The 24,510-nt window shown below is 59.2% G+C and carries 26 protein-coding genes and 4 pseudogenes; 16 read left to right on the top strand and 14 right to left on the bottom strand.

The annotated features are described in order from the left end of the window. Window positions 1-99 precede the first annotated feature (99 nt). Window positions 100-714, top strand: coding sequence for a phospholipase D-like domain-containing protein (locus RL_RS27565; protein ID WP_122330917.1), 615 nt, complete (start codon window positions 100-102; stop codon window positions 712-714). Further along, complete coding sequence (locus RL_RS27560) at window positions 714-2,411, top strand: Eco57I restriction-modification methylase domain-containing protein (protein ID WP_011654095.1); 1,698 nt, start codon at window positions 714-716, stop codon at window positions 2,409-2,411. The genes RL_RS27565 and RL_RS27560 overlap by 1 nt, the downstream gene beginning before the upstream one ends. A 13-nt stretch (window positions 2,412-2,424) precedes the next feature. Here the strand turns inward: RL_RS27560 and RL_RS27555 are convergent, their stop codons facing one another. The 6 genes and pseudogenes from RL_RS27555 to RL_RS27530 form a co-directional block, all read right to left on the bottom strand. Then, the gene (locus tag RL_RS27555) at window positions 2,425-3,138 is read right to left on the bottom strand and encodes a hypothetical protein (protein ID WP_011654094.1); all 714 of its coding nucleotides are present in this window, start codon (window positions 3,136-3,138) and stop codon (window positions 2,425-2,427) included. Window positions 3,139-3,182: 44 nt separating this feature from the next. Further along, window positions 3,183-3,758 carry a hypothetical protein gene (locus RL_RS27550; protein ID WP_244432400.1) on the bottom strand — a complete coding sequence of 192 codons (576 nt, stop codon included), beginning with the start codon at window positions 3,756-3,758 and terminating at the stop codon, window positions 3,183-3,185. Between the two features lie 101 nt (window positions 3,759-3,859). Then, window positions 3,860-4,849, bottom strand: a complete 990-nt coding sequence (locus RL_RS27545) for a DUF4238 domain-containing protein (protein WP_011654092.1) — start codon at window positions 4,847-4,849, stop codon at window positions 3,860-3,862. Next, window positions 4,834-5,910, bottom strand: a pseudogene (locus RL_RS27540) (RHE_PE00001 family protein); the annotation flags it as partial. The gene RL_RS27545 and the pseudogene RL_RS27540, both read right to left, overlap by 16 nt. Before the next feature lie 329 nt (window positions 5,911-6,239). Next, a complete protein-coding gene (locus RL_RS27535) occupies window positions 6,240-7,088 on the bottom strand; it encodes a bile acid:sodium symporter family protein (protein WP_011654090.1) in 849 nt (282 codons plus the stop codon). Window positions 7,089-7,220: 132 nt separating this feature from the next. Beyond that, a complete protein-coding gene (locus RL_RS27530) occupies window positions 7,221-7,736 on the bottom strand; it encodes a DUF1269 domain-containing protein (RefSeq protein WP_011654089.1) in 516 nt (171 codons plus the stop codon). A 393-nt stretch (window positions 7,737-8,129) separates the two neighbouring features. Between RL_RS27530 and RL_RS38260 the strand changes: the two are divergent. Together RL_RS38260 and RL_RS40775 are read left to right on the top strand one after the other, a co-directional pair. Further along, window positions 8,130-8,465, top strand: a pseudogene (locus RL_RS38260) (transposase); the annotation flags it as partial. A 185-nt stretch (window positions 8,466-8,650) separates the two neighbouring features. Then, entirely contained in the window at window positions 8,651-8,839 is a 189-nt protein-coding gene (locus tag RL_RS40775) for a hypothetical protein (RefSeq protein ID WP_244432399.1), read from the top strand. 6 nt (window positions 8,840-8,845) lie between these two features. On the opposite strand, the gene RL_RS27520 is transcribed toward RL_RS40775, so the two are convergent. After that, a complete protein-coding gene (locus RL_RS27520) occupies window positions 8,846-9,184 on the bottom strand; it encodes a hypothetical protein (protein ID WP_041936816.1) in 339 nt (112 codons plus the stop codon). Between the two features lie 277 nt (window positions 9,185-9,461). On the opposite strand from RL_RS27520, the gene RL_RS27515 reads away from it, so the two are divergent. Genes RL_RS27515 through RL_RS27505 form a run of 3 tightly spaced genes read left to right on the top strand, consistent with a single transcriptional unit; the run spans window position 9,462 to window position 12,975 of the window. After that, window positions 9,462-11,048: a Mu transposase C-terminal domain-containing protein gene (locus tag RL_RS27515; RefSeq protein WP_122330909.1), complete on the top strand. Its 1,587-nt coding sequence runs from the start codon at window positions 9,462-9,464 to the stop codon at window positions 11,046-11,048. A gap of 2 nt (window positions 11,049-11,050) precedes the next feature. Then, window positions 11,051-11,932, top strand: coding sequence for a TniB family NTP-binding protein (locus RL_RS27510; protein WP_041936815.1), 882 nt, complete (start codon window positions 11,051-11,053; stop codon window positions 11,930-11,932). Then, window positions 11,929-12,975, top strand: a complete 1,047-nt coding sequence (locus tag RL_RS27505) for a TniQ family protein (protein WP_011654085.1) — start codon at window positions 11,929-11,931, stop codon at window positions 12,973-12,975. Before RL_RS27510 ends, RL_RS27505 begins: the two co-directional genes overlap by 4 nt. Before the next feature lie 19 nt (window positions 12,976-12,994). Here RL_RS27505 and RL_RS27500 read toward each other — a convergent pair whose 3' ends face one another. Together RL_RS27500 and RL_RS27495 are read right to left on the bottom strand one after the other, a co-directional pair. After that, window positions 12,995-13,684 (bottom strand): SMC-Scp complex subunit ScpB, encoded by a 690-nt coding sequence (locus RL_RS27500; RefSeq protein ID WP_041936814.1) that lies wholly within the window; start codon window positions 13,682-13,684, stop codon window positions 12,995-12,997. A gap of 2 nt (window positions 13,685-13,686) precedes the next feature. Then, the gene (locus RL_RS27495; protein WP_041936846.1) at window positions 13,687-14,637 is read right to left on the bottom strand and encodes a DUF1403 family protein; all 951 of its coding nucleotides are present in this window, start codon (window positions 14,635-14,637) and stop codon (window positions 13,687-13,689) included. 124 nt (window positions 14,638-14,761) lie between these two features. On the opposite strand from RL_RS27495, the gene RL_RS27490 reads away from it, so the two are divergent. Further along, window positions 14,762-15,916 carry a site-specific integrase gene (locus tag RL_RS27490; RefSeq protein WP_011654082.1) on the top strand — a complete coding sequence of 385 codons (1,155 nt, stop codon included), beginning with the start codon at window positions 14,762-14,764 and terminating at the stop codon, window positions 15,914-15,916. A 5-nt stretch (window positions 15,917-15,921) separates the two neighbouring features. On the opposite strand, the gene RL_RS27485 is transcribed toward RL_RS27490, so the two are convergent. Together RL_RS27485 and RL_RS27480 are read right to left on the bottom strand one after the other, a co-directional pair. Next, complete coding sequence (locus tag RL_RS27485; protein ID WP_173364459.1) at window positions 15,922-16,272, bottom strand: type II toxin-antitoxin system RelE/ParE family toxin; 351 nt, start codon at window positions 16,270-16,272, stop codon at window positions 15,922-15,924. Beyond that, entirely contained in the window at window positions 16,253-16,528 is a 276-nt protein-coding gene (locus RL_RS27480; protein ID WP_011654080.1) for a type II toxin-antitoxin system ParD family antitoxin, read from the bottom strand. The genes RL_RS27485 and RL_RS27480 overlap by 20 nt, the downstream gene beginning before the upstream one ends. A 123-nt stretch (window positions 16,529-16,651) precedes the next feature. On the opposite strand from RL_RS27480, the pseudogene RL_RS40770 reads away from it, so the two are divergent. The 8 genes and pseudogenes from RL_RS40770 to RL_RS27445 form a co-directional block, all read left to right on the top strand. Continuing rightward, window positions 16,652-16,882, top strand: a pseudogene (locus tag RL_RS40770) (integrase); the annotation flags it as partial. A 353-nt stretch (window positions 16,883-17,235) separates the two neighbouring features. Further along, the gene (locus tag RL_RS27475; RefSeq protein ID WP_011654078.1) at window positions 17,236-17,526 is read left to right on the top strand and encodes a type II toxin-antitoxin system Phd/YefM family antitoxin; all 291 of its coding nucleotides are present in this window, start codon (window positions 17,236-17,238) and stop codon (window positions 17,524-17,526) included. Further along, window positions 17,523-17,900 carry a type II toxin-antitoxin system VapC family toxin gene (locus RL_RS27470; protein WP_011654077.1) on the top strand — a complete coding sequence of 126 codons (378 nt, stop codon included), beginning with the start codon at window positions 17,523-17,525 and terminating at the stop codon, window positions 17,898-17,900. Before RL_RS27475 ends, RL_RS27470 begins: the two co-directional genes overlap by 4 nt. Window positions 17,901-17,911: 11 nt before the next feature. Next, a complete protein-coding gene (locus RL_RS27465) occupies window positions 17,912-18,241 on the top strand; it encodes a type II toxin-antitoxin system Phd/YefM family antitoxin (RefSeq protein ID WP_011654076.1) in 330 nt (109 codons plus the stop codon). Beyond that, window positions 18,238-19,380: a site-specific integrase gene (locus tag RL_RS27460; RefSeq protein ID WP_011654075.1), complete on the top strand. Its 1,143-nt coding sequence runs from the start codon at window positions 18,238-18,240 to the stop codon at window positions 19,378-19,380. Before RL_RS27465 ends, RL_RS27460 begins: the two co-directional genes overlap by 4 nt. 118 nt (window positions 19,381-19,498) lie before the next feature. Further along, window positions 19,499-19,747: a type II toxin-antitoxin system VapB family antitoxin gene (locus RL_RS27455; RefSeq protein ID WP_003555240.1), complete on the top strand. Its 249-nt coding sequence runs from the start codon at window positions 19,499-19,501 to the stop codon at window positions 19,745-19,747. Beyond that, entirely contained in the window at window positions 19,744-20,130 is a 387-nt protein-coding gene (locus tag RL_RS27450) for a type II toxin-antitoxin system VapC family toxin (protein WP_011654074.1), read from the top strand. The genes RL_RS27455 and RL_RS27450 overlap by 4 nt, the downstream gene beginning before the upstream one ends. A gap of 187 nt (window positions 20,131-20,317) precedes the next feature. Then, window positions 20,318-20,732: pseudogene (locus RL_RS27445) on the top strand (transposase); the annotation flags it as partial. A gap of 67 nt (window positions 20,733-20,799) precedes the next feature. Here RL_RS27445 and repC read toward each other — a convergent pair. The 3 genes from repC to repA form a co-directional block, all read right to left on the bottom strand. Then, complete coding sequence (gene repC / locus RL_RS27440) at window positions 20,800-22,107, bottom strand: plasmid replication protein RepC (protein ID WP_011654073.1); 1,308 nt, start codon at window positions 22,105-22,107, stop codon at window positions 20,800-20,802. Window positions 22,108-22,306: 199 nt separating this feature from the next. Further along, window positions 22,307-23,296 (bottom strand): plasmid partitioning protein RepB, encoded by a 990-nt coding sequence (repB, locus tag RL_RS27435; protein WP_011654072.1) that lies wholly within the window; start codon window positions 23,294-23,296, stop codon window positions 22,307-22,309. Beyond that, window positions 23,293-24,510: a plasmid partitioning protein RepA gene (gene repA, locus RL_RS27430; protein ID WP_011654071.1), complete on the bottom strand. Its 1,218-nt coding sequence runs from the start codon at window positions 24,508-24,510 to the stop codon at window positions 23,293-23,295. The genes repB and repA overlap by 4 nt, the downstream gene beginning before the upstream one ends.

The following is a 24,510-nucleotide window of genomic DNA, read 5'->3' as shown; positions in this document are numbered from 1 at the left end:
ATTGATCTCAGTCGTATAGATGGATATCAGCCTTCGAGCCTAGCGCGTGCCACGGCAGATTTCACTGGTCGCGGCTGGCTCATTTCATCGAAGAGCGGCTTGGCTGTTGGTGCAAATCACATTCCTGCTGGCGTACCGGCGTTCCTAGAAGGGGCGGCGGCCATGCGTGGGTCAATGCCTGACGACGCCCGGGCGTCGGCTGTTGTGACAATGCCGGTGGCCCCCAGCGCGATAGCGCGAGCGCTGCCGACCACCGGTATCTCCCACGCATCCCTTATGACCACTCAACAAGCTCTTGAACAGATCGCCGACGCAGCAGTCGGCAGCCTGACAGTGATGACACCATTTCTTAACCGGGACGGTTTGTCTCTGGTTCTTGAACTGTTTCGCAGGACGCCTGCGCCGCTTCGGCGCCTGATCATTCGGCGTGTCGGTTCGGCACATACAACGGTGCTGGCCGGGCGCAAAGACCTGATTGCTGCTGACGTTAGCGTATTGGACTATACGCTCCCTGCCGAAGTGGGGTTCGAGACCTTTCATGCCAAAGTCGTTCTTGCTGATCAGAATATTGCGTATGTTGGAAGTGCTAACATGACCGTCTATGCACGGTATTCAATGGAGCTGGGGCTGATGACCGAAAATAGAGCCGCAAAAGTGATTGCAAGCGTTGTTCGCGCCGTGGAGCGAATCGCGACACCGGTTGATCTTCGCTGATGCACAAGGGTGACCTCTCTGTTTCAGTTTCGTTATCGGAAACCAGACCGTCTGACACTCTTTCGGTGGTAACGGAACAATACTCCGACTTAGCTCTTTCGCACGCTCAAGCGGGAACCGAGGTGTCGGCTGCTCAACCTCTACGAATGCCGTTGGCGTTGATTGGGCAAACCCTGACCCGTTTGCTCACGAGTTACCGCAGACGGCGCGGCACAGTCGAGCCCTTGGCTCATTGCCTAGAGCTCATAGGAGGTCGCGGGCCAAGCGTCGTTCAGCTCTTGGTTGATAGCCTGCCACACGCATGGTCAGATCACGCTATCGCCAGCATTTATGCGGTCCTGATGCCGCGCGACCGGCGCAAGCAGCTGGGCGCCTATTTCACGCCACCACATTTGGTTGATCATCTCGTATGGCGCCTGCAGGCTTGCGGAATGGATCTTGGGCGAGACCGATTGCGTGATCCGGCGGCGGGCGGTGCCGCCTTTCTCGTCCCATTGGCGCGGCTCATGATTTCGGAATGGCGATCGGCGGGGGCCACTGACCTCGAGATCTTAACTCGACTGCCTATTCGTCTTCTCGGGAGCGAGATCGAGCCTGAGCTGGCGATCATTGCGAACGCGCTGCTGCACCGCATGCTCGTCAAAGAATTCGGTATTGATGCTGAGAAAGCTGCCGGTATCGGTCTAGTTCAAACCGACGATTCATTGGCAGAAGGACGCACGAACGGCGACGTCGATCACGAGATCGGTAATCCACCGTTCCTAAGACTGTCTCGATTGGATCACGCTCAAGCCCGCCCACGATTCGCCGACATATCAAGCGGCCGACTGAACCTCTATGCCATGTTCGTGCGCAGAGCACTCGAGGCCGTCCCAGTCGGAGGACTTGTGGGTTATATTCTGCCCGCCTCCTTCCTCGGCGGACCAGAGTTTTCTCTGTTCCGCCGTCGTGTCTTGCAGCTCGCCGAGGTACTCGCAATCGATATGGTGGAGAAGCGTAGTGACGTTTTCCTGGACGCCATCCAAGACGCCTGCTTTCTGATTTTGCGGCGAAGGCGCGCCCCTATCGATGTCGCCCCTCCTACGCTGGCGCGCAGTGGGATCCTCCAACGAGACGGCCGATTTGAAGTATTCGGACTTGTGGAACTTGGCGCTTCGGGAGCCCCGTGGCGATTACCAGGCGAGAGCTGCAAAGGTGAAGCGACGTTGACCGATTGGGGATATCGAGGCAGCATCGGCTACCTTGTGGCCAACCGGCAGGCCGAACGGCTTCATGTCGAGGCTGGCGAAGGCCGGTTTCCATTGATTTGGGCGAAAGCGGTCACGACTGAAGGTTCGTTTGACTTTGCGCGCGGTGCGGCATTCAAAGATCGGGGTTGGGTGGCCGCTCCGCCTGACGCGCCCTACGTCGTTCGTCAGGCCTGTGTTGCAGTTCAGCGGACGTCGTCACGTGGCCAAAACCGACGTCTCAATGCGGCCGCGATTCCGGAGGATTTCGTTCATACTCATGGCGGAATTGTTGGAGAAAATCACGTAATCCTGCTCGTACCAACTCGCACCGACGCCCCACCGCCGGAGGAACTGGCGCGCGCGCTCAACGAGCAAGCTGCAAGTGAGGAATTGGACCGAATCTGCGGATCTGCCTCAATTTCCGTGCGGCTATTGGAGTCAATGCGGCTACGCAAACCGCCGACATAATCGAGAAGGTCGATCACAAGCGGGCGGTTTCCAGAAGTTCTAACACGTCAAGATCCCGCTCAATTTCCAGCAAACCATTCACGAAATCGGTCTCGAGTTCACCGGCGTCGTCTAAGAGCTGCAACGCGTTGTATCGCACCGCGTCGTCGTAGTGATCCGTTGCGAGACTCCGCAAAAGGCGGTTGCTGGCGAGAGGGAACAGCGACTGGCCAACGGCCATCACCGCGATCCATTCTTCATAAGGCAAGTCGCAATCCATGAAAGCCGCAGCGTTCCCGACACGCAATGCCTCAACCATATCCCCGCTGAGTTCCCGGAACTGCCTGTCCACGGCGAACCTATGCTCCACAAGCGGAACCCAGCGAAGCCCCAAAGCTTCTGTCAGGGTTACAGTGAGATGGCCGATGCCTTCCCAGGTAAGATGATTGGCTGCCGCGATCGAGAAACCTTGCGTGGACACCATGATAGCCGGAATGCCACCAATGTCTTGAACGAGAGCGATCGTCGCGCCCGCACGAGGTGCATCCACCGCACGCATATGCCGCTTGACCTCAACAATCAAACTCGGTTCTTCGGAACCTTGTTCATATATCGCTATGTCAATTTGACGTCGGACCTTTGTGGCCTGCCCAGTCAAGCGCACATTGTGGCGCACCACGAATTGTGGCGGCGGCCACGCCGTTTTGAACCGCTCCAATACAGCTTCTTCGTACTCCTTTGGTGTCATCTGACCTCCGAATCCCTTCTAGACTATCGAACGTGTCCATAAAATCACAGGTCAGGCCAAAGATCGAAGAAGGCGGCCCTTAGTGGCGTCTTGACTGTCTTTGGGGCGTTGCGGATGCAGTCCTTAGCAAGCGCAAGCTTCTCCGATGGAAGCGCTTTGAGATAGATCATAGCCGCGTCGACCGAAAATTCGACCGACTGCATTTCAGCGAAATTCGGTGCGAGAGCAGTCCAAATGACCGCGTCGAAGTCGTGTTGCGCGGCCCACTCTCTCACAATAGGCACCGTGTTTGGATGGCGTTCGAGCGCCCGTTCGCTAACAACATCGTGGAGGAGATCGACGAAGCCCACGCCATTGACATGAGTCATGCCCTCGCGATCACGTAAGTTGTCACGAGCATCGTCGAGATTGTCGAAACTGCTGATCGCATAGAATGTCTCACACCCTTCCCCATGCCGCTCATCTATGACGAGGGTCAGGCGGCCGTTTCCAGATATCCTTGCGAACTCGATCGGCAGAATGGGACCGGTTTCTCGAAAGGGCTCTCTGATCTTAAGTTTCGCAGGTTTCCAAATTAAAGAACCCCATCCGAGAACGGCGATACGCATATCCTTTTCCATTTTCCGCCCCGCAATGGACTTTGTGCTTCCAACTCATCCTGGGCATCCATGTTAGCGATTCTTCTACAGTGCGAAGGCAGCAATTCCTTCAAGAGTCAGCGCTAGAGTTTTCTGACGACTTTTATCTTCGGTGAGGGCACACCAGTGCCCAGCAGATTTACCGGGTCCCTGTATTTCATTGCCAAGTTCAGCAGTCCCTGATCGTGATCCCGAAAGAACAGAAACCTTTCCTTGTGCTTGGCCTGATACTGGTTCGCCAGCTTTGCTCTCTGGCGATCCAATTTGAGTTTCTTCCATTCGATGTCGGGACGCCAATCGAGCCGCAGAATGACGCTAGGGCTAATAGGAAAAGGAATCACGGCATGTGAATTGCCAAGTCCGAAGCCATATGCCCCAATATCGGCTGGCCCTCCTCCTCGAACCCAAAACATTGGGTTGTCGCTTGTGACCAGCTGTTGGTTCTCGCTGATTTCATAATTCCAGGTCATTCGCATCATGATCTTTGATAACGATGCAGCCTGCTGGAACGCGAGCAGCCCAACGCGGCGATCAACGCTCATAGTAAATAGGTCGTCGTCGTGCAGGATCTCCCGAACGGCCGCGTCCAGCTCGGACAATTCGCCATTCTCTTCCTTCAGGCGAAACTCACGCTCCATTTCATGCTTGGTGCCCCACGAAGTCATCTGGCCCATGAACTGCGCGAATTGACGAAGCTGGGCAGGGCTGCGGGCAAACATGGTGCCGAGGAAGGCGGCAAAATCGGCTTTGGCTACGTTCGACAGTCGCCTGAATGACAGGAGGTCTGGATAGATTTGCGCCGCGCTTGACTCGATTTTTGCGAGGGAGTCTTCAACCAAGTCAATGCGCACACCATCCTCGCCGAGCGGCGTGTAAATGTTCGTCTCGTATGCTGTTTTCTCGGGTGTGGACTTCCGAGCGCTTCCCGAGACGCAATCATGCGTCCAGAGTTCTCCATCCGCCTGGGTGAAATGCCGTAAATAAAACCTCGGTACGATATGTTGCCGTTTAGTTCGCTCGCCCATCCTGCCCTGATTCAGTTGCCGATGTCCTGAGTTCAAAGTATCCCCCATGCTCGAAACCTCCCCCTCCCCGTCACCTCGCGCAAGCCTAGCTCCTCGACAATCCGCAGCGCCGCCCGCGGCGTGACGGCAAGCTCCTTGGCGATCATCCCGGCCGACACCAGCGGCCGCGAGATCACCAGCTCGATCAATCCCGGCAGCTTTGACGATACCCGCTTCCCGACCAGTTTTCGCTCCATCATTTTTCGCGCAAGCAGCAGACGGTCATGTTCTTTCAGGCCGAACTCTGCGGCGGCAATGATTCCGCCGAGAATGGCCAGCAACCGGGTCTCCCGGTCGCGATGCCGGCGGCGATCGACGGCAACAGTTTTGAGACCAAGATTGAACGCTGCAAGATGCGCCCCGGCGGTAAGGCCGGCCTGGCGCAGGATCGAGGCTGCCAGAAGCCGTCCGAGCCAGGGAGCATGCTGTAGCACTGACAATTCGTTCCAGGCATCGAGGGCGACCACAGCTTGCAGCACCGGCGGCAGGATTTCAGCTTGCCGCATCACCGCACGCCATTCGTCCAGCCGTGCGTCCTCATCCCAGTCGAGATCATATACCAACGGATCTTTTTCCCCGGCCCTCGGGCTTTCGGCGGAGCCGGGCGTCTTTGCCTGCTCGATCGCAGCGTTGGAGCGGGCGAGCAACGCATCAATGGCGGCATAATCGACGCCAGGCAGGCTGACACTTTCATCAACATCCCCGTTCTCCCTATTCCCTGCTCCGATCGGACCGTCGGCGACCGGCTCATCCTCGCTGCTCACAGCGGCGCCATCCAATGCCACCGTCGCCGCTTGGCCCCGCAGGCTGCGGATGCCTTCCGCAGAGAGTGCCCAGCCAGACGACTGAGAGGCGATGCGCCGGCGGGTTTTCAGAACATCACGCGCGATTGTCAGCTCGTGGGTCGGCGTGCGAATATCCTTTGTCGCGTCATGGAGGACGAGGTCTTCGAGGTGCACCAGTTCGCCGTCGATCCACAGCGAGGCGCAGGCCTCGGTGAAATGCGAGCGTTCGATAAAACCCTCGCCGACGGGCGAACGGGCAATGCGCTCATCGAGCCGGGTCAACGCCGAGTGTGGCTTTTACGTTCTCATTTCAAATCGGAAATTGTCATAGGAACGTTAGGTTTAGGCGTTAAATCCAGGTCAATTTTCCGCTAACGATTTCAATTGCCGCGCCTTTGAACCAGGTTCGTAGCGGCGTCGCCCATCGCGCCCCACATGCCGGACACGCAGTTTCTGACCATCGTCACTCATATTTGAGTGTCCACCTATTTCAAGTGGACACTTCATGCGGCAGAGACCTCAACGCGAAAAGGTGCCAGGAAATTAGCGGCTACGCTTTACCGGCGGCAAGGGCGCCGCCTTCAGGGCGGCGACCCATTGGACACGGGTATTTTTCATTCAGCGCCAGGTTTTACTTTAAGAATAACGGATAATGGTACAAGTATTATCAGCATAAATATTACCAACAAAGCGATCATCAACATTACATCTACCTGATCATGAAACACATCGTTAGCAACCATTATTGCAACACTGGCATTACGAGCACTATGCATGTATCCCATGGCCAGACTCGTCCCGCGTTCAGGTAGTCCGAGCAGGTAACCGATCCCGAAACCGCCAACAACATACAAAAACCCTGCAAGTACTGCATATGTACCAAATAAATCAATAATTCGCCTGTAGTACAACAGGACAACTATTACAGTAAGTACTATTACAAAAATGCGTGAAATGGCGTAAATGTACTTTTCAGCAGTGTTGGCTATCTTCTCAAATCGGGACCTAATAAAGAAACCGAGAATCAACGGCGCCACCACTGTAACGCATAATTTTATCAGCAGATGCCCGAGTGGAAAATGAACGCCGGGCAAAAAAACTCCCAACATGACAGGTAGATAGACGATCGTGATGGCGATCGAAATTACGAGAAGGCCACCGGCAAGCCTGACATTACCATTCGAGTTAGCTGTTAATAGTGGACCTATCTCTGCGCCTGCTGCCATGGACATAAGTACCAGACCGAATCTCAATGCAGGATCAAGACCAAACAGCGTGGCAATTGAGACAGCAATTAGAGGAAGAATTATGTAACTGGCAACGACGGCTGACAGCGTAATGCGTACATTGCGAAGAGAATCAAAAATCTGATTCACTGTTTGACTTAATCCCAAAGCAAGCATCGCGCTCACAACATAAATCAGAATCACAGGCGTCAATGAATTTGATAAAAATTCAATCATTTTACACCTCCATCTTTTGCAGTGGATGAACCGATAGCTGATTTAGGCAACCAAATACCCCCTCCACTCGTAGTACCTAGCGGTACTTTCCATCACGGACGAAAGGCCTAACGCGATGATACGCGCACAGATTTACGAGGTGGGAGCGGTCTTCGCAGCCTCAGAGTTGGCCGCCGCAAGCGCTTTCTGCAACGCATCTTCCTTCGCGTGATCGAATGACGTCCGCAGGACTTTTCCGCCAATGTATTTGAGGTCTTCCAAGGCCTTGTCCGTCGTATTCCTGCGGATCAACAGGAAGAGCGCAGCATTACCTTCATCCAGACCCGTCGAGACATCTCTTATGAAGCGATCATTGATGCCGACATCGGTCAGCGCCCGGTTGAGGGCTTCTGACGCCGCGTCGACAGCTGCGCCCACCAACGGGAAGAACATCACCCCCATCAAATCGCTCCAACGCGTGCTGGCAGCAGCTCCCGTCACGGTCGGGCGTAATAGCTGATTGAGCTTGACACTGCCGTCGGCCTGCTTGGTGGCGATCGCCACATGGCCATGGTTAGCAAGATATTCCGGCTTCATATTGAAAAGCTTTTGCCGCGCTTCTTCGGCCTTCGCTTCGGAAGGGAATTCGATGACGACCAGATCGCTCATACTATGCACTCCCTTTTACCAATGGTTTGCTTTACACTCTAGCACACAATCTGGTCACGGACGAACGTCCAGCTTCAGGGATCGGGTGTTTCGATCAGACCGATCACCCAATCCCTGATCGTTTCCCTGTCGGCTGGTCGATTTGCCGGTCATCATTGCACCTCACCGGCTTCGTCGGCTTCGTCGTACTCGAACGTCTCGCCGCGAGCAGCTTCGGCCCGCGCCGCCTTGCGATCCGACGCCATCGCGCGGTCGCTTCGACGAACAGGCAGCAGGCGGTCGACAAGCGGATCAGGGGTCTTCAGTACACGTCTGATCGGCTTTGGTGCATCGATCCTTTTTCAATGGTTTGGAAGTTGGCCCTGTTGGATCGCAATCAGTCTGATCCGAGCCATGCCGTTCAAACATAATGCCGCCCGCCGCCATCGCATTGGCAAGATGAAGTTCAAAGTGACAAACTGGCGGGAATACGAGGCAGGTCTTCGCCGGCGTGGTAGCCTGACATTATGGGTAACGCTGGAAGCATTGGCCGGATGGCATGCGCCCCGGCGGAGAATCCGTGGCGGCCAGCGCCGGTATTCCGATCTTGCCATTGAAACAGCCCTGACACTGGCTTGCGTATGCAGCCTGCCCCTTGGCCAGAGCGAGGGATTCATAGGGTCGATACTTGATCTTTTGGGACTGCAACTGCCTGTCCCTGATCATACAACCTTGAGCCGCCGGGCACAGCGGTAGGAACGACGAGCCGGAAGACTGCCGTCTCGACCGGATCTTCACCTTACGCACCGGCTATGAGGCACTCGACAAGCTTCTCGAGCGGCTGCATCGAAGGAAAGCCGAGCTGCTGAAAGTCCTCGATCACCCCCGACATTCCGCTGCACACCAACGCATCGGAGAATGCCCTGCGGACGTTTGTGACCAAGCGAAAGATCTCCGGCGGCACCATGAGCCGAGGCGGTCGTGTTGCCCGCGATACCATGCTCGGTCTGATGAAGACGTGCCAGAAGCTCGGGCTTTCGTTTTACCACTATCTCGGTGACCGGCTCGGGCTTGGCGGCGAAGCCATCCCGCAATCGGCAGGCCTTATCGCGGCAAAAGCCTGAACACCGCTACCGGGCGCCGGGCTTCTTAAATGGCACCACACGTCCGTCCTTGGACACCACTTCATCCAAAACATGCGGACCAGTCAGCCGTATCAGCGACGGCGAGACGTTCCAATGCCTCTCGTCATCGGTGTGTATAGTGACGGTCTTGCGATTGCGACGGATGACGATACCCCTGATCGTCCTGCCATCCGGCCCTTCGAACGTGACGCCGCTGCCGATCTTGATCTCCTGCAGGGCAATTGCTGTCTTTTGCTGATGCAAAATCTGCAGCCGTTCGACAATGCGTGCATTCAACGCCATCAGCGTTGCTTCGTCGAGGCTGTCGATATCGAACTCGTCCATGCTGCAATCCTCAGCTTGTGGCATCGAGCTCAATATGACTTGCCGGTCTGCAGGCGACAATCACATCGCCAGCTTAGTCGAACATAAAATCGGCACTGCCCACGAAAGTGGCTTTTACGTTCTCATTTCAAATCGGAAATTGTCATACGAACGTTAGGTTTAGGCGTTAAATCCAGGTCAATTTACCGCTAACGATTTCAATTGAACCACCTTGCAGAAGCGATCTCAGGATCAAATCGCGCCCACGACGCGCCCAATTTCAGACGAGCAGTGGTCGATGGCGCGTCGCGTCGCCCGCGAACTGGACAAGATCCTCGATAGCGGCGATCCGAGACAGGCGGCCATCAAACGCGCGGCGGCTGAACTGCGGCTGACCACACGGCAAATCTACAATCTCCTTGCGCGTTATCGCACCGATCGGACGGTGACCGCCTTGCTTCCTCGCGCCGCCGTCAGTCGGCGCAAGCGGCTGCCGGAACAGGTGGAGGAGATCATCGCGGCCACGCTTCGCGAGAAGTGGCTGACGCTCGAGCCGACCGCACTTGCTCCCGTGGTCGACGAGATCCGCGCACGGTGCGAGGAAGCTGGTGTTGCCGTCCCGTCTTATGTGACGGTCGCTCGACGCATCCCGGTGTTGTTTTCGCCTGAAGAGATCGCGAAGAAGCGATCGGCCAATCCAAAGCACTTGCTGCGGCTGAAGCCGCGGCCCGGCTATATCCACGCGCCGTATCCGCTCGCCGTGTGCCAGATCGACCATACGCCGACCGATATCAATTTCGTGGAGGTGGTCGATGGCGCCGGTGTGTTCGTAGGCCGCCCGTATTTGACGGTTATCACCGACGTGGCGACACGATCCATTGTCGGCTTCTGCCTCACCTTGGAAAAGCCGTCGGTTCTATCCGTCGCGCTTTGTCTGGCCCACGCCATCTGCCCGAAAGATGCCTGGCTTGCCGCCCGCAATCTCAATCATGCCTGGCCGATGTTCGGCCGACCGCGGCTGCTGGTCACGGACTCGGCGATGGAGTTCAAGGGAAACGCCTTCCAGCGCGGCTGTGACGACTACGGGATCCGGATCCGCTATCGCGATCGCGGCCGCGTCCATCAAGGCGGCGTGGTTGAACGGCTGTTGGGTAAACTCAACGCGGTTCTCGTTACCTATCCCGGTTCTTCGGGGCGTTCGGTCGCCCACCGCGACGAATATCCGTCCGAGCGGCGTGCTTGCCTCAGCTTTGCCAATCTGGAGCGCTGCATCGCGCTCGCGGTCATCGATCACAATCTTCAGGAAAATTCCAAGACCCTGAAGGTGCCGCTGACCGAATGGCAACGCAGCAGCAGTGAACTGCGCGACTTTGGCGACGATGCGCGGCGCGTGCTGCTGTCGTTTCTGCCGGGGACGGAAAGACGACTGTCGCCGCAAGGGATCAGCATGTTCGCCATGCACTATTATTCGCCGTGGCTGGGCATCCTCGTTCCCGAGCGTGACCGGCACGAAAAGCTCGAGGTGCGATACGACCCCCGCGACATCAGTCATGTCTACGTCCGCGACCCGGAAACCCGTCAGTTTCGGCCGGTCCAGCGACGCGACGGCCAGCTGATGCCCTTGACGCTGTGGGAACATGAGGCAGAGCGCGACCGCCGGCGTACAATCAATCAACGCTCAAACGTCGAGAAGGTAGCGTTCCGCCGTGAGATCGCAGCCATAGTGGAGACCACCAAGTCTTCCAAGCGCCGGTTGCGCGACACGGTGCGCAATGCCCATGCCGCTGCGGCAGAAAAGCCTTATGCGGGCATGCAGTCGCCGGCGCCTCCCCCCGCAGAGCATCCCCCGCGCCAGAAGCGCCGGCTGCCGGTGGAGGATTGGTAGCCATGGCGGATCATTTGCTCGAGCATGTCCGACCTTATCTTCACCGTGATCAGCAAGAAAGGATCGCCTATATCCGCGCGCCTCGGTGGATCGGGCATCATGTCGCCCAGGACAGTCATCGGCGACTGGCCGAGCTCTTGGAACGACCTCCGTCTTTGCGAACCCAGGGGCTGATGTTGGTTGGGCCCTACGCCAACGGCAAGACGATGATCGCCGAGCGGTTCGCCGTTGAGCACCTAAAAACCTCGCCCGAGCAGCAAAAGGTATGGATGGTCCAGACACGCGAAGGCGCCGGTCTCGGCCATTTCTATGCCAGCATTCTGCAGGCATTGCGCGCTCCTGGCGGCGACATATGGGATCTTCGCCGCAAGGCAGAGCAGCTCGACCACTTGCTGTCCATCCTCAAGCCGAGGGTGCTGATATTCGACGAGTTTCACAATGCGTTACGGGGCCGGGCGTGCGACGTCGAAGCCGTCTTCGCTTTCCTGCGGCGGATTGGCCGCCAGTACGACATCTCGCCGGTGTTGATCGGCGAAGTAGCCGTCTGCGATTTCATCAACGCGACCAGCGAGATGGCAAGCCGCTTCGACCTGGTTGCAGTTCCCCGGTGGCAATATGGCGAGACCTATCTCATGCTGCTCGACAGCCTCGAAGGCGCTTTGCCGCTCGCAAAGAGCTCAGATTTGTCGAATGAAGCATTGGCACGGCGGATATTCGATCTCTCTGAAGGCTTGATCGGTGAGGTCGTCACCATCGTCACCAAGGCCGCCATCGCCACGATCAGATCCGGGACCGAACGCATCAGCAAGGCCAGCATCGACGAGTTGCGCCACGTGCCGCTCTCACAGCGGCGCAGCTCGGCTCTGCGCGAGAGCCTTCTATGACGACGGCCGACGCGCACGCGCCGGCCGTCAGCATCCGTGAACGCTATCGTGACGTTGTTTCTGACCGCTGGCCCGTCACCGTAGCGCCCCAGGCAGACGAGTTGGTGTCGAGCTGGCTGCACCGGCTTGCCTACGCCAATGGGGTCCCCCCGAAAGCCTTCGTTCGTGTGCTCGGGCTTAATCCGGGAATGTGGTCGGCAGCCCTTGATTTGAGGCTCCCGGCCGACATCGCAAACTTGCTGTACGCCAAAACGGGTGTCGCGCCCGATCGGCTTGCCGCGATGACGTTGTCGCAGGATCTGCCGGGGCAACTTCTGCTGCCGCTGCGCTACAACAGGGATCGCGACAGTTCTGCTTGGCTGCAGTTCTGCAGCCGCTGTTTGACCGAGGATGCGCAACCATATTTTCGGCGTCGATGGCGGCTGGCGACACGGGTTTCATGCACACAACATGGCTGCAGGTTGCGTGACCGATGTCCATCCTGCCACGGCTGCATTGCGGTTTTTGATCAGGCGGGACTCGTGCCGCAACATTATTGTGTCGCATGCGGCTATGACTTGCGCCGCGCACCGGTTCCTTACATCAGTCCAACGACGAGAACGCTCGATCGATGCATCGACAATATCTGCAGTCTGGAAGCAATCGCCCACTCCCCGTTCGGCCCTATGCTTATTCGTCGCCTGTTGAGCATGCCCAGTGCTGCTGGCGGCTACTACTCGACGATGATGCTCACCGGTCTGTCGACAGCGGCGCGGACATACTGCGCCGAACGCCTCAGCAGCCGAAGTGAATGGCCGGTGGACTATGCTACGTATGACGAAAAGGACCGCAAAGCACGCCGTCTGCGGCACCTGATTCCGCCGACGAGTGATCACTGCGCCTGGATCGAGCTGCTTGCGAACGCACTCGGACGAAGAAGAGGACGGCCGGTTGTATCGGAGGGCAATGAGCCTGGCATAAAGCTTCTGGATTTGCTCGGCGCCTATGCCGGAATGAGACCTGGTCCTGGCCGTCGCCTGGTGCAGGAGCTGATTGGAACGTAACGATACCCGCAGACCATCGTCACTCCTCCAAAACGTCGCTCTCAGGCGCAGCGGTTGCGCTCTCCTCAAGCGCCTGCCGGCTGAGCAGACCGGCATCCTCCAATCGCTCGAGGTCGGGCAGATCGCGCAGCGTCTCCATGCCAAAGCTTGAAAGAAAGTGTTTGGTCGTCACATAGGTGTAGGGTGCCCCAGGCGTCGGGCTGCGGGGTCCGGATGCAAGGAAGCCGGCACTACGCAAGGCGCCGATGGTATCGCGTGAAACCTCCTTGCCAAAAATCTTCGAAAGCTCGCCACGGGTGACCGGCTGGAAATATCCCACCGCCATCAGCACCATCGCCTCGAATTCGGACAGAGGTGCCGCGCCTCCCCGCGTTGACGCCGACGAAGCCCGTATCGCGTCCGCGTAACGCGAACGCGTTCGATGCTGCCAGCCGCCGGCGACCGACACCAGTTCATAGGGCCGGGAACGAAGTTCCTCGCGCAAATCATCAATGAGCAGGTCGATGCTGCAATCCCTGCCGACCACCCGCGCCAATGTCTCTCGGGTCACCGGCTCGGCGGAAGCAAAGATCACCGCCTCGACGCGCAGCATCCATTCCCGCCAGCGCAGCTCCGACGGCAGGTCTTCCAGTTCCCGATCGAACAGCAGCTCGTGTTGTGGATCCTTGTCCTGCCGGCGTTTGGTTTTCGCTGCGCTCTGTCCCGCCATGTTCACAACCCGTAAATCCGGAAGGACGAACGGCCGGACAATTCGCGCACTGCCCCAAACCCTTCGAGCCGCTCGAACAATCGCGTGCTGGCCCAGCGGGAGAGACCCGCGCCTGGTGCGGAAGCCGGCATGGCATCCTCGTCGAGCAACTTGCGGATGACCGCCTCGGCGCCCTTGGTGCGCAGCTTCGGCGCGACTGCGAGAAGCTGGTCGGCCCGGCGGGCGATTTCCGACGCGGAACGTAGCGTTGCGCTGGCACCGTCGACAAGGGCGAGGCAGACGGCCCGCGGGAAAGCCGGATCGCCGGGCCGCACCCGTCCCCTGCCGCCGATCGTCCGGAACGCCGGTCCATACCGTTCGGCCATCAGCAGAGGCAGAGGAAAGGGCCATTTCAGCATCGCGGCGATCAGCACGTCGGCCAGCGCCCAGGCGAGCACTTCAGCATCCGGGCGCTCGGCATGGACAGCCGCGACCAGCTCCGCCGCGGCGAAGGGTGCCGGGTGGCCGGACTGCAGCGCGGCGTCGGCATGATCGGACACGGCGGCGAGGTGATCGTCCCAGGCAAATCCCATCAAATCGCCCAGTTCGGCAACGAGCTTCGACGAAAATCCGGGTTTTCGCGCGGACAGCTTCTTGTAGGCCGAAAACACCTTGCCGGCAGGGCCGGGATCGTCGCCCGCCGCGATGAGCAGCACAGCGTCACGGAGCGACGTCTCGTCCTCGGTTCGTCCCATCAGGCGCACCGCAGCCGCAGCGCATTTCAGGGCTTGGCGGGACCGCCAGCAGCCGGACCAGGCTGGCTCTGAACGCACGAGATCGTCAAGTGATTTCAAGGCGATGCCAGAGGCGAAAGCGGCGCCCGCTTCCGTCATCTCTCGCCCGCGCGCCACTGCCCATTCGGGCAACCGCGGCCAGGTCGGGGTCATCGGTGACGGTGTGACGGGCGAATCCATGCGGCGGAGCATAAATCAGATGTGCGGTTTAAGCCAGTCACTGTTCTCATAACCGCACGCCATGTCGATATATCACAACGAACGATAAACTTCCATTATCGTTCATTTCTGTCATTATAGAGAAATGACGCAAATCATCGAGCAAAACGACGAAAATGACGCTCAGGCGATCTCAGCTCCGTCTGGCAGCACGGCCGCCAGCGACGATCTTTCCGCGCCGCCGGCGTCGCCCGGCATGCCGATGCGCAACGCCGGACTCCCCTCCCCTCTTCCGGAAGCACGCACCGCATTGCCCGCCCACCTGGAGCAGCTTGCCGATCGGGCCCGCGATTATGTCGAGGCAGCCAGCTCCGCCAACACTCGGCGCGCCTATGCCACGGACTGGAAACATTTCTCGGCCTGGTGTCGGCGCCAGAATGTTTCGCCCCTGCCCCCGGATCCGCAGGTCGTGGGCCTCTACATCACCGCCTGCGCGTCAGGGACCGCCGAACGCGGCATGAAAGCGAACACGGTTTCAACGATCGAACGGCGCCTGTCCGCCATCAGCTGGAATTGTTCGCAGCGCGGCACTCCGCTCGATCGCAAGGACCGCGCCATCGCCACCGTGATGGCCGGCATTCGCAACACCCATGCGTCCCCTCCCCGGCAGAAGGAAGCTATTTTGCCGGAAGAGCTGATCGCCATGCTGGAGACGCTGAATAGGGGAACCCTGCGCGGCTTGCGCGACCAGGCGATGCTGCTGATCGGCTTTGCCGGCGGCTTGCGCCGCTCGGAAGTCGTCGGCCTCGACCTTGGCCGCGACCAGACGGAAGATGGTCGCGGCTGGATCGAGATTTTCGATAAGGGTATTCTCGTCACCATTCGCGGCAAAACCGGCTGGCGCGAGGTGGAGATCGGCCGCGGCTCGTCGGATGCGACCTGCCCCATCATCGCCGTCGAGACTTGGATCCGCTTCGCAAAGCTGGCCAAGGGGCCCCTCTTCCGCCGCGTGACCGGGAAAGGCAAGGACGTTGGGGCGGACCGCCTCAACGACCAGGAGGTGGCTCGCCTCGTGAAGAAGACCGCGCTGGCGGCCGGTGTTCGCGGCGATCTCAGCGAAGGCGAGCGCGCGCTCAAATTCTCCGGCCATTCGCTGCGCGCCGGGCTTGCCTCCTCGGCCGAGGTCGACGAGCGCTACGTGCAGAAGCAGCTTGGCCATGCGAGCGCCGAAATGACCCGCAAATACCAGCGCCGACGCGACCGATTTAGGGTCAATCTGACGAAGGCCTCGGGGCTGTAGGGACCTTATCCCGCCAGCATACGCGCTAGCATATTTCTGGTGTGGTCCTGCGCGCCGTAGAAAATTGCCGCGACCATGATTGTGCGGCTATGTTCTACCGGTAGAAACCAAATAGCCGCCTTGTCCCGCCGAAGAAACCGGATCCCGGGATGAATATCGGACCGCAGAGTCCCGATATAGGGTGTATCGACGAGACGATCGATTTCGACACGCAATTTGCGGATCCGTTCAGCGGTACGCTCCACAGCCTCGTCAGGCGAGTCCCCGAATTCGACATAGGCGTCGAACAGATGATCGAAGATCAACTCGAAATCGCGTTCGGCATCCCCAGAATATTCAAGGGTCCACACGAACAACTCGTCGCTTCCGCTCAATCATTGCCGCGACGCGACTTTCCATTTCCGTCGCAGAAATCATCGGTCCGTTCAATCGCCGCTGGACCAATTCGCGAAGCGCTGCCGTTTCGACGGTCTCACTTTCCGTCTTTTGGCGAAGCAGTTCTAGGCCCTGCTGAAGAACGGAACTCATGCTGGAATACCGGCCGCTCTCCACCAGCGAACGGGCAAACGCATCCTGCTGGTCGGTCAGCGAGATCGACGATTTGATACTCATCGGTTTACTCCTTTGAGCCTTAATTTGCTACTCAGTAGCACATTTGTCAATCTGACGAGATGATCCGGCAGTCGACAAAGTCAAGGACGTCAGACCGGATTGTCTTAAGGGCCAGCAGGGTGGCGCCTAGCCGTGCGCACGGCGATTGCCGCCGGCGCGGGTGACGACCCCGCCGAGGTCGAGCGAGGACTTAAATTCTCTGGCCACTCGCTGCGCGGGTCTAGCGTCTTCGGCGGAGATCGACGAGCGATATGTGCAAAAAGCAGCTGGGGACGCTTCGGCCGAAATGACGCGCAAGTATCGCGCCGACGCGCCCGCTTCCACACCAATCTCACCAAGGCGTCGGGTCTTTGAGAGCCCCTCGCCTGCTCTCGGCGTGAAATCGTTACGTCAAAATTTAGGGCTCGGTTTTCACCTTAGCGCTTCAATTGAAATCGGGAAGTAAAAGCCACAACACCGACGTCGAAAGCCGGCCGCATCAGGGAATTCATGCTGAATTTCGCGATATCATAAGCCATTGAAATCATAGTAAATGATTTCCTAAACGAACTCTATGTGAATATTACGGTTCGCCACATGGTATGATTGCCAGTTGGACTTCTAACCATCGATAAGTACTGGTTATCGGAAGTGATACGTACAGATGGATTGTACGCAGGGGTTTACGGTGCTATCGTGCAGCTTGAGAGGCAAAATCGGAGCGCACGATGTCCCAGACCAGCTACAAGATCAGCGAAGCGCGGAAAAATTTCGCCGAGGTGCTCGAACGCGCCAACCAGGGCGAAGAAATCATTATCATGCGAGGCAGCGAGATCTATGCCCGCATCGGCCCAGCCGATGGCGGCAAGCGCCCCTTCGGCTTGCTGCGCCAGCGCGGTCTGCCCGACGACCTGTTCGACGAGGTCGATGCCGAGCAGGCGGCAATCGACGCCGGCGACTGGACCGATGATGTCGGCGTCTGGCAGGGTGGTCCATCCGACCGCCAGTCCCAGCCATGAAGATTCTGCTCGACAGCCACGCTGTCTACTGGTGGACAATCGGCAGCGAGCGGCTGTCCGGGATGGCCCGGTCGCTGATCGAGGACAAGGCCAACAGCGTCCTCGTCAGCGCCGTGTCCTTCTACGAGCTTGACAACAAGATGCGTTTGAAAAAGCTCGATCTTAAACCGCAGGAACTGCGCGCTGCCGTCTCTGACAGTGGCCTACAGACACTTGCCATCACCGACCTACACGCCGAACTGGCGGCAAGCTTCGACTGGGATCACCGCGATCCCTGGGACCGCATTCTCGCCGCCCAGACGCGGTTGGAACATTGTGCCTTCGTGTCGCTCGACATCGCCTTCGATGCGGTGCTGCACGAACGGGTATGGTAAGGAGGTTGGTGATGATGATATTCGCTGATGTCCAGGAAGCGGCGGAACGCTTGGAGGAGCTCATCGAATTGGCCCGTCAGGATGAGGTCTATGTGTGCCGGGACGGACGACCTGTTGCAAGGCTCACCGCGTTTTCTTCGAGCCCTGTTCTCGGATCTGACCAGCCTACGAAGAGCCTTGGCGACGGGGTAGCGGCCGCTTCAGCCAGCAGGATCGCCGAGGCCGGAAGACCTTCTTCGCTAGATGATGTCTGGGCTATTGCTGCGACAGGCAGGCCGAAAGGCGTGGATCTGACGTCCGCGCACGATGACTTCTACGACGCAGACGGCGCGCCGCGATGAGTGTCACGCATTCTGCATCCGTCACCAGCCGCGCCGAGGCCCTGGACACCATCGCAGCCGTGCTGCCGATCGACCGCCGTGACAAGCTCGCCGAGCTGTTGACCGACCAGGATGTCGAGACGCTGCGGCATCTCGTCAATGCCGGTATGGGCGACAACACGCTGCGGGCACTGACCTCCGACCTCGCCTATCTCGAAGCCTGGTCGCTTGCGGCGACGGGTAGCGCCCTGCCCTGGCCAGCGGCGGAGGCGCTGCTGCTTAAATTTGTCGCCCATCATCTGTGGGATCCGCAACGGCGCGAAAACGACCCCGAGCATGGCATGCCGGCCGATGTCGAAGACGTCTTGCGCTTTCGCGGCTTCCTGAGGTCTCTGGGGCCACACGCACCCGACACGGTGCGTCGGCGCCTCGCCAACTGGTCGACGCTGACCAAATGGCGCGGCCTCGACGGCGCCTTCACCTCCCCTGCCCTCAAATCAGCCATTCGCCTCGCCGTTCGCGCCGTCCCCCGGACGCGGCGTCGCAAGAGCGCCAAGGCCGTCACCGGCGATGTGCTGGCAAAACTGCTGGCGACCTGCGCGACCGACAGTCTGCGCGATCTCCGTGACCGGGCAATCCTGATGGTCGCCTTCGCCTCCGGCGGTCGTCGTCGCAGCGAAGTCGCGGGTCTGCGCCGGGAGCAACTGACGGTCGAGGCGCCGGTCACCGGTGAGGACGACATCGCCCTCCCCTCGCTCGCCATCCATCTTGGCCGCACCAAGAATTCCGGTGCCAGCCAGGACGAGGTCGTCTATCTGACCGGCCGGCCGGTGGACGCGCTGAACGCCTGGCTGACGGCTGCAAAAGTCGATGGCGGCAGCGTGTTTCGAGCGATCGATCGCTGGGGCAATGTATCCCGACGGGCGCTCGACCCAAAAGCGGTCAACGATATCGTCAAGCGGCGGGTGGCAGCAGCTGGGTTGGAGCCTGGGGAGTTTTCGGCGCATGGACTTCGGTCGGGCTATCTGACGGAGGCTGCGAACCGCGGCATCCCGCTTCCTGAAGCCATGGAGCAATCGCGCCACCGCTCTGTGCAGCAGGCATCCAGCTACTATAACAACGCTACGCGGCGAAGCGGTCGCGCTGCTCGAATGCTCTAGGTGGCTCCATCTAAATGTCCGGTAATTTATCGGACATTATTCGACAGGCTTGAAAATGAAGAAGATTGCGCATAGAAATCTAGAAAGAACGCTATTTTTCTAGACGGAAATTATCGGAATGAGCCTCAGCATCAAGGATCCGGAAGCCCATCGCTTGGCGCAGGCGATCTCCCACGCCACGGGAGAAAGCATGACCCGCGTTGTCACCGAGGCGCTGCGCGAGCGGTTCGCGAAGATCGAACGGCGAAAGGGGCGTGCCAGCGTCGAGGAGCTCCTGGCGATCGCCGATCGCGCCGCAGCGCACGTCAAACGCCCCTACGTCGACCATGCCGAGTTCCTTTACGACGAGAACGGCCTGCCGAAATGATCATCGATACCTCGGCCCTGGTCGCAATCCTCTACCGTGAGCCCGAGGCGGCGAGTTTCGTTAAGATCATCCATGACGCGGAGCTCACACGGATCAGCGTCGCCAATTACGTCGAGTTGTCGATGGTGGTCGAGGGTCAGCTCGGCCCCGACGGCATGCGCCAGGCCGACGCCTTCTTCCGGCGCGCCGGCATCATCATCGAGCCTGTCACGCTCGAGCATGGCGAATTGGCAAGGCAGGCGTTTCTCGATTTCGGAAAAGGTCGTCACAAGGCCGGTCTCAACTTTGGCGACTGCTTTGCCTATGCTCTGGCGAAAGCGTCCGGCGAGCCGCTGCTGTTCAAGGGCAACGATTTCGCTCAAACCGATGTCCGGGCGGCGTGATCATGGCGGAAGAGAGACTGCAGTCAGGAGTTGAGGCCCTACCGCCTGCGAATGAGCCCTCCCCTGCCGCTGCCGCGATGGCTTTTCGCCCGTTGTTGCGTCCGGCGCAGCCGGCTTGGTGGATGGCACCCTCTTCGGCCTCTTCTTGGCACGAGAAGATTTTCCGCTGCCCCGATCGATGTCACGGGTGAAGCTATCCCACGATACGGTGTGGCAGTTCCTGCGGCGTGAGGGATTGCGGTTCAAAAAAACACTGTTCGCCCTTGAGCGGGCGCGCGCTGACGTCGCGCAACGGCGACAGCGCTGGCGATCCTGGCAGTCTGGCCTCGATCCAAGACGGCTGGTCTTTATCGATGAAACCTGGATCAAGACCAACATGGCGGCGCTTCGAGGGTGGGGGCCGAAGGGCAAACGCCTGCGCAGCTTCGCCCCGCACGGACATTGGCGCACCCTGACTTTCCTCGGCGCGTTGCGCTGCGATCGGCTCACCGCACCCTGTGTCTTCGATGGACTCGATCAACGGTGAGTGCTTTCGCGCCTATGTCGAGCAGCAACTCGTACCAGTGCTCAAACCCGGCGACATCGTCGTGATGGGTAATCTCGTAGCAGCCTGCAGAGTTTTGCCCGAGCTTAGCTATCTATCGGCGCCGCCCGCACGGAGCCGAAGGCCTATCCAACTTTCCGCCCGGCCGGCGCATTTGCCCGCAGAAGCGCCATCAGCATTGGGCCGATCGCGAATTCGCCCTTTTCGCTTCGCCGCGTCAGGCCACGAAGATAGCCACCGGCCGAATTAATGTGGCCGCCTCGCTCCAGGATGCATGCCATTACGGTCGCGGCGTTTTCCGGACCCATCACATTGGCGGCCTCTTCGTAGGCCGATGGACTGACGCCCAGCATCGATCGAACGATGACGGCTGCGGCCATCAGATCGCGCCAGTTGCGGATTGCGCCATCCGGCCCATAGGCAAGGATTTCCGGGCAGGCCTGCAGAACCAGGCCAAGTGGGAAGGATTTCAGTCCGCCACCATCGTTGCGGCCCCCCGGCCGTCGACTTTGCTCTTCCTCCATCTGATGGAAGGGATGGGTTGCCTTACCCCTTCCCTTCTCTGCCGTCACGGCCCCTCGGTCGTTGTCTGGCTCAGCTATCGCGCCCTGCTTCGTTTCGAAGCCTGGTTCAAGTTCAGATTTAGATTCGGGATTTGAATTCTGTATGTGACGCTCGATATAATCGGCATTGCCGCGCTGTTTTGCTGATTTAACCCGACTTTCCAGCCGGTTAAGAATATCTGTGCGCAGACCCGTCAATTCGTCGAGCAACAGTTCAAGCTGCGCTGTCGTCGGCGATCGCGGCAGGCTTTCGATCAGGTCCCGGAATTCCCGGTACAGGCCTTGCCAATCCCCAACGATCTCTTCTTCAACGGCCGCTTCGATCAGTTTTGCAATGTCACGGCGGCAAAGGGTGATGCGTTCACGCAGGCGCTGGACATGCAGCCGCTCAGCCATCACCGCGGCCGCGAGCTGTTCGATCTCCTCGGCACGGGCAAGCAGCGGCGCCAGCGAGAAGCCAAACGCCTCGTCGACCTCCCCTGCCCTGTCCCTGCGCACGTAACGCTTGCCGTTGGGGCTATCCTTGCGCAACAGAAGGCCTGCCTCGACGAGCGCGGCGAGATGACGCCGCACGGTTTGTTCGGCCATGCCGTGCGTTCTGAGCGAAAGCTGGATATTCGATGGGAAGACGATCAAACCGTTTCCCTGCGCCAGCTCATTCTTCGGATAAAAGCTCAAAAGCGCGTTGAGCACGGCAAGCGCCCGATCGCCGACGCCGAGCAGCGGCTTTGCTTCGCACAGTGCGCGAAACAATTTCCACTTATCGACCGACTGATCCGGCTTGATCTTCCCTGCCATAACCTGGCTTGCGAGCATGCCAAGCGTCATCGGCCGCCGCCCGAAGGGCGTCGTCACACTTCCGGTTTCCATATCGTCTACCTCAACGAGGCAAAAGAAATCCGCTCACCAAAACGGCGCCAAAAACTCTTGACAGCGATTCTCGGAAGTGCGATTCTCGGAGGTGTTCAAGACTACGAGGAAAGCTTCCGTGACGGTGACGTTCGGGGGCTTTTTTCTTTTGCGCGTTATCTCCTATCCGAATTGTCAGCTGACAATCGGTCTAACTGCCTCATTTTCCCTCATTTTCCTCTTCGAACTCGGCGGCGAGGCCTGCCAACCGCTGAGCCAGGAATTCCGAAAACGCCGCCGATTTGACGGTGATGCGAAAGGTTTTGCCGGAGCGGGCCACCAAAGCAAGTGGCGCGCCACCTTGGGTCCGGAGCGTCTGCTCGGCACGCTGCGGTGCGCTCTTTTCCTCCACCGCCTTCCAGATGACATCGAAGCGGCTGTTGGTCTCCAACGTCCCGAAACCGGCGGTTCTGATTGCGGCCTGCGCCTTTTTCTGCCCGCTCGTCTCCCTGAATTTCTCGGCAAACGCCAGCCAGCGCGGGCGTCCGACCTTGGGGGCCGGCCCAATGGCGAGAATGATCTCGGGGTCGATCGTCTGAGCTACCTGCAGGAGCCTTGACGTTTCCGGCTTGTCTGTCGCCAGCGCCTTGGCAATCATGTCGCGACTGAAGCCATACTCATCCATGCGGCGTGCAAACAGGGCCCGCTCGATAAAACTCAAGTCGACACGGGGACCATTTTCCTGACCCTGTGCGAGGATCAGTTCTTCATCCGTGAGCTTCCGCACGACGGCCTTAACAGGAACCCCGATCTCCGCTGCCGCCCGCAGGCGCCGGTGGCCATAGGCGGCCTGGTAGTGCCCGGCCCTTACCGGGTCCGGCCGCACCAGGATCGGAACCTGCTGTCCGCTTTCCTGGATGGACTGCTTCAATCGCTCGAACTCGGCATCCTTGTCGACCGGGATACGGTCACGGATGAAGGACATTTCGACGGCAGCCGGGTCAATCTCCAGCACCTTGTCACCGGAAGCCAACGATTCGCGCAGCGCCTTGGCGGCGGCTGCTTCCTCTCCCAACCGACCAAGCGACAAATTCATCGCCTTGACCGCTCCCGATGGCCGGTGCGGCTGTTGCACGCTCGGCACCTCAGGCCGTGTCGGCTCGACGGCGCCGACCATGCTCTTCAGGATATCGCGTCCTTTTGGGCTCATGTCCTGCTCCATGCGCTGCGAATGAGTTGCTCGACCTCGGCATTGACGCTGTCGACGGATTCAACGCCTCGGTCATAGGTCTGGCGATGCATTGTCTCGCGTCCCGCCTCGTAGATTGTCTGCTTCGACAGGCCCGCGTCCGAGACCGCTGTCGACTTGACCATCATCGATGTCAGCACGCGCTCGCCGAACAGACTGCGCAGGAAGGCGACGATCTGCGCCTGCGGTCCATCATTGGCCTCATAGCGGGTGATCAGATAGCGCATCCAATCATAATCGAGATTGCCGCCTGCCTGCTTGACGACGGCCAGCAGGTCGGAGGTCATCGTCAGGAACTGGTTCATCGACGCCACGTCGAGCATCTGCGGATGGACGGTGATGAGAACCGAGGTGGCAGCGCAAAGAGCAGACAGTGTCAGGAAGCCGAGGGTCGGCGGGCAATCGATGATGACGACATCGTAGCTCCGCTCCAGCGAATGCAGCGCATTGCCGACCCGCATGAAGAACATGTCCTTGTCGTCGCGGTTGGTGTCGGCGAGCGCCTTTGGAGTATCGTGTTCGAACTCGTGCAGTTCGAGATTGCCGGGAATGAGATCGAGCCCAGGAAAATAGGTCTGGCGAACGATGTCGGCTACGTCGCGGCGCGTTTCGTCATATTTAATGGCACCGTAAAGCGTCTCGTTTTCGCCGACGTCGAATTCTGGCTGATATCCGAGCATCGCCGACATCGAGGCCTGCGGATCGAGGTCGACGGCGAGCACGCGGTAGCCGCGAAGGGCCAGGAACTGCGCCAGGTGAATTGATGTCGTCGTCTTGCCGGAGCCGCCTTTGAAATTGGTGACGGCAATCACCTGTAGATGGTCGCCCGGCCGGCGCATCGGCAGATAGGAGGGTTTGGTGCGCCCGAGATGGTGGCGCATTGCATGGATTTCCTCAAGCGAGAACACCCGTCGACCGGCCGCCGTCTTTTCCGGATTGATGCTTTCCACCTGGGCGGCGAGGTGGCGAACATAGCTGTCGGTAACGCCGAGCAGCTTGGAAGTCTCGGTGCTGCTGAACCGCCGTAGCGATTTGCGGGCGTCGGGCGAAAACAACCGCTCGAACAGCACCTGCAATTGGCTGCTGAGCATCGTCGAGTCCTGCGCGATCGTCTCGTCGATCGAAACTCGACTCGCTCTCTTGGCTTTCTCAACAATCGCGGCCTTGGTCGGCAT

It is taken from the genome of Rhizobium johnstonii 3841 (assembly GCF_000009265.1).
Lineage (GTDB): Bacteria > Pseudomonadota > Alphaproteobacteria > Rhizobiales > Rhizobiaceae > Rhizobium > Rhizobium acaciae.
The sequence above is the reverse complement of the archived record's forward strand: the minus strand, read 5'-3'. Positions and strand labels throughout refer to the sequence as shown.